We start from the raw sequence: 3503 nt of genomic DNA, 5'->3' as shown, positions 1-3503 counted from the left end.
CATCCTACCAATTAACAGCAAGGGGTGACAAATGTCCCTAACTTCTACAATCTCTATTAACAAGTAATGAGAAGTTGTATTTAGATATATATAAGTCATTATAAATAATTTTGAATATTAATTTTAATATTATTGGATATTGTTGCAATATTTATTCAAAATCATCTATCTTTATAGTTTATAAAGAGAGATTAAAGAACTATGTATTTTTTATTTATCTATCATAAAATACTACTGAAAATAGTAAGTTTTTTTAATGAGAACGTACAAATATATATTAACGTCATAAATTGCTAGCATTTAGATCAATTGGAGGACGCGTGAACCCGAAAACGATGGTGATTAAAATGATTTTAACAGCTGTTAAAAAAGTGGGAGGAGACGGTCTTTTTGCATCTATAATTGAAGAAATTGGCGGTGAAAACGCGGTAAAAGTTGCTAATGCTTTATCTGATAAAGATGAAGCTACGGATGAGGAGATTGCGGAAAAAACTGAAATGCGTTTAAATGCTGTGAGAAAAGTTTTGTATAGGTTATACGAGAATCGACTTGCGTCATATAGAAGAACCAGAGACACTAGAACAGGTTGGTTCATTTACTTCTGGAAACTGAATCCGGAAAAATTGAGAAATCTCATAATTTCTAGAAAATGTATGGTATGTCAAAGACTTAAAGAAAGGCTTGAATATGAAAGAGGAAATATGATCTTTCATTGTGGCGATGCTAATTGTGAGCAGCTAACTTTTGATATCGCGATGGATGCTTCATTTAAATGCCCCAATTGTTCCAAAACCCTAATATTTGTTAGAAATGACAAGTCAATTGAACTTCTTGAGAATAAAATTGAAGAATTAGAAAATGAATTAAGGGATCTGAAATTTTGAGATCTTCTCCATTTACAAGAGAATTAATTATATTATGATAGTCTTTAATTGCACAGAGTAGGTCTGAATACGTTCTATTTTTTTAAAGAATAATTGTTTGTAAGGTTTAAAGATACAGGAAAATGTCCTCATAATAATTGATTTATGTATAATGTCTATATTGTGAATTTTAAATAGCACGGTATCATTTGATTTGGCAAAATTTAAGAATAAATTAATCTTTTTAATTATAACTTATGTTTCAAATTTAAATTAGGCTATGATAAAATACGATTAAAAACGTTATTTCTATAAAGCGATTTAGGTGCTGAGGACATATGATCCATATTCGTTCTGAAGAACCTGAGGACTATTCTGAAATTTCTGAAATGCATAGTCTTGCTTTTGAACAGGATAATGAGGCTCGGCTGGTTGAAGTCTTACGATCATCACCCGACTTTATCCACGAACTATCTCTTGTGGCGGTTCTAAATGGTTTGATTGTTGGGCATATTTTGTTCAGCAAGATAATAATCCAGTCTGAAAATCGTAGGGTTTCTGCACTTGCACTTGCACCCATGGCAGTTCGACCAAAGTATCAAAACAGTGGAATTAGGTCTCAGTTAGTTATAAAAGGTATCAAAGAATGTAGGAGTCTGGGCTATGGAATTGTAATAGTTATAGGGCACCCTGATTATTATCCACGTTTTGGATTCAAGCCTGCACGTGCGCTTGGAGTAAAAACTTCTTTCGATGTTCCAGATCAAGCATTTTTAATTCGTGAGGTCATACCTAGTGCTTTAGATAGTGTTAGCGGAACTGTGGTGTATCCGTCTTCTTTTGATATTGCCTTGTAGTGATGCCAAATTTAGATTAGACCTTAGGCGTAATTAATACTTCCGGAATTTTTTTCCGTTTTCAATCGTCTTTTATCACAGTTTTTGCATTTTTCGGTAGGGTTTCTGAAGGATTTTAAACTTTTTCGCACCATTTCTGAATTAAAAATAATTACACCTAAGGTGTATTTTTAATTTTCATATTTAACCAAATTGATTGTAGATAATTCGATTCAGGATACAAATTAACTTACAATAATATTTTTTAGAACCAATTAAGTGATGAAAAACTTCAAAAGAAACTGCATATTTTTAAACCTATGAAGCAAGTGTTTTTAATTCCTGAAAAAATTTACGGCCCACAAATAGAGTTAGCATTCCATTCAATAAGAAGCAGTATTAGAAATGAAATTTCTGAACTGAAGATTAAAATGTTAAATATAGATATTAACGAGAGGGGATGGATTCAACTAACTTTGGAGGGAGAAGATGCGGAGGCGGCTAAAAACTTTCTAAATTACGAATTTGGTTCAACTTATGGAATGAGTGACCTGCATCAAGGTTTGATTTGTAGAGGCAAACTTGTTGAGCCAACTAAGTTTGGGTATGGTGTTTATGTCGATATTGGTTTGGATTCCAATAAAAAAGACGTGTTTATTCCTCTTTTCAAATTAAGAGAACAGTTGTTGAATAATCTTCGGAGAACCCTACGTAAGATTATTACTAATTTTGCTCTTATTGAAAATTTCCCTCTTGAATTAGAAATAATAAAAGTCGATAAGGAAACTAATAATATTAAAGCAAAGTTAAGCGATAATCAAGTATCTATCTTTAAAAAATGGATAAATAGTGCATTGGATAGGATTATAATTTGTGGTTCCACACGTCAACAGATAAGGAAAGCGATTATTAAATCTGGCCATTTACAGGATATACTTTCCATTGAACGTTTGGGTCTCTTAGAACAGGCTGTGGTATGTAAATACAATACTGAAGCCCCAGGATTAATCTCAGAAATTGGAAAATTTCTTCCAAATATACCGATGAAAGGCTTTATACCCAAAAATATTAAATCACTTATGAGTTAATCAACAAAAATCTTTTAAAAAAGACTATTTACAAATTTTATGCATATAACTTTAATTAATCGGATATACACTACAAAACATAAGGACACCCATCTTCCAATGAAGAATTTCCTGCTCCTCTCAATTCTCATTTTAAAAATATTTTATCTCGACAATGTTAAATTAGATTAGTTTTCGTTTCCAGCATTACTAAAAGCAGCAGAAAAAGCCATTTTTCCTCACGTGAAAGGGGAAAAATCAGGGAAAAGAATAGCGATAAAACAAATTTAACATTGTCAAGTTATTTGCCATGGAAATCGTTTTCATAATTTGTCTAAAGAGCGAAGCTTATGTAGGTTTATTTTGAAGTTTTCTTATGTTATTTCATAAACTTTATTTAAGAAAATAAATCCCACTTTCCGCATCCTTCACGAATATTTTTGAGGTTTTTCGTTTTTTCCAATTACTGCTTGTTTTCCTTGCTTGGATTCAAAAACCTTTCAGAAAAATTTGTCCCGGAAAAGGCTTTCCCGTGTTTAATCCCCTCTCCCAGTTTTTAACCTGTTGTGGTGGCCGGTTGGAGACCGCGGTTCCCCTCCTATTTTTAACACCACTGTGTAGAAAAATGGGGCCAGGGACGCAGAAGCCGGCAACCCCTGGAGTCATCACACAAAATAAGCCCCACTCTTTTGATGGTTTTGCTCAAAAACGCGGAGGCTTCTCCCCCCCACAGGCTT

General features: G+C 32.9%; 3 protein-coding genes. All 3 read left to right on the top strand.

What is annotated here, in order from left to right:
* The first annotated feature begins 347 nt into the window (after positions 1–347).
* The 3 genes from ACUVXA_RS18290 to ACUVXA_RS18280 all read left to right on the top strand — a co-directional run bounded on the left by ACUVXA_RS18290 (position 348) and on the right by ACUVXA_RS18280 (position 2787).
* Positions 348–884 carry a transcription factor E gene (locus ACUVXA_RS18290; RefSeq protein ID WP_445872725.1) on the top strand — a complete coding sequence of 179 codons (537 nt, stop codon included), beginning with the start codon at positions 348–350 and terminating at the stop codon, positions 882–884.
* Positions 885–1201: 317 nt separating this feature from the next.
* Complete coding sequence (locus ACUVXA_RS18285) at positions 1202–1720, top strand: GNAT family N-acetyltransferase (protein ID WP_445872724.1); 519 nt, start codon at positions 1202–1204, stop codon at positions 1718–1720.
* Positions 1721–2019: 299 nt separating this feature from the next.
* Positions 2020–2787, top strand: coding sequence for a DUF2110 family protein (locus ACUVXA_RS18280; RefSeq protein ID WP_445872723.1), 768 nt, complete (start codon positions 2020–2022; stop codon positions 2785–2787).
* Positions 2788–3503 lie beyond the last annotated feature (716 nt).

It is taken from the genome of Candidatus Jordarchaeum sp. (assembly GCF_052745115.1).
This window is presented reverse-complemented; position numbering and strand designations above follow the sequence as displayed.

Excerpts from the sequence above, each read along its gene's own strand:
- ACUVXA_RS18280 (WP_445872723.1), top strand. The coding sequence starts at position 2,020 with ATGAAGCAAGTGTTTTTAATTCCTGAAAAAATTTACGGCCCACAAATA.
- ACUVXA_RS18290 (WP_445872725.1), top strand. The coding sequence starts at position 348 with ATGATTTTAACAGCTGTTAAAAAAGTGGGAGGAGACGGTCTTTTTGCA.
- ACUVXA_RS18285 (WP_445872724.1), top strand. The coding sequence starts at position 1,202 with ATGATCCATATTCGTTCTGAAGAACCTGAGGACTATTCTGAAATTTCT.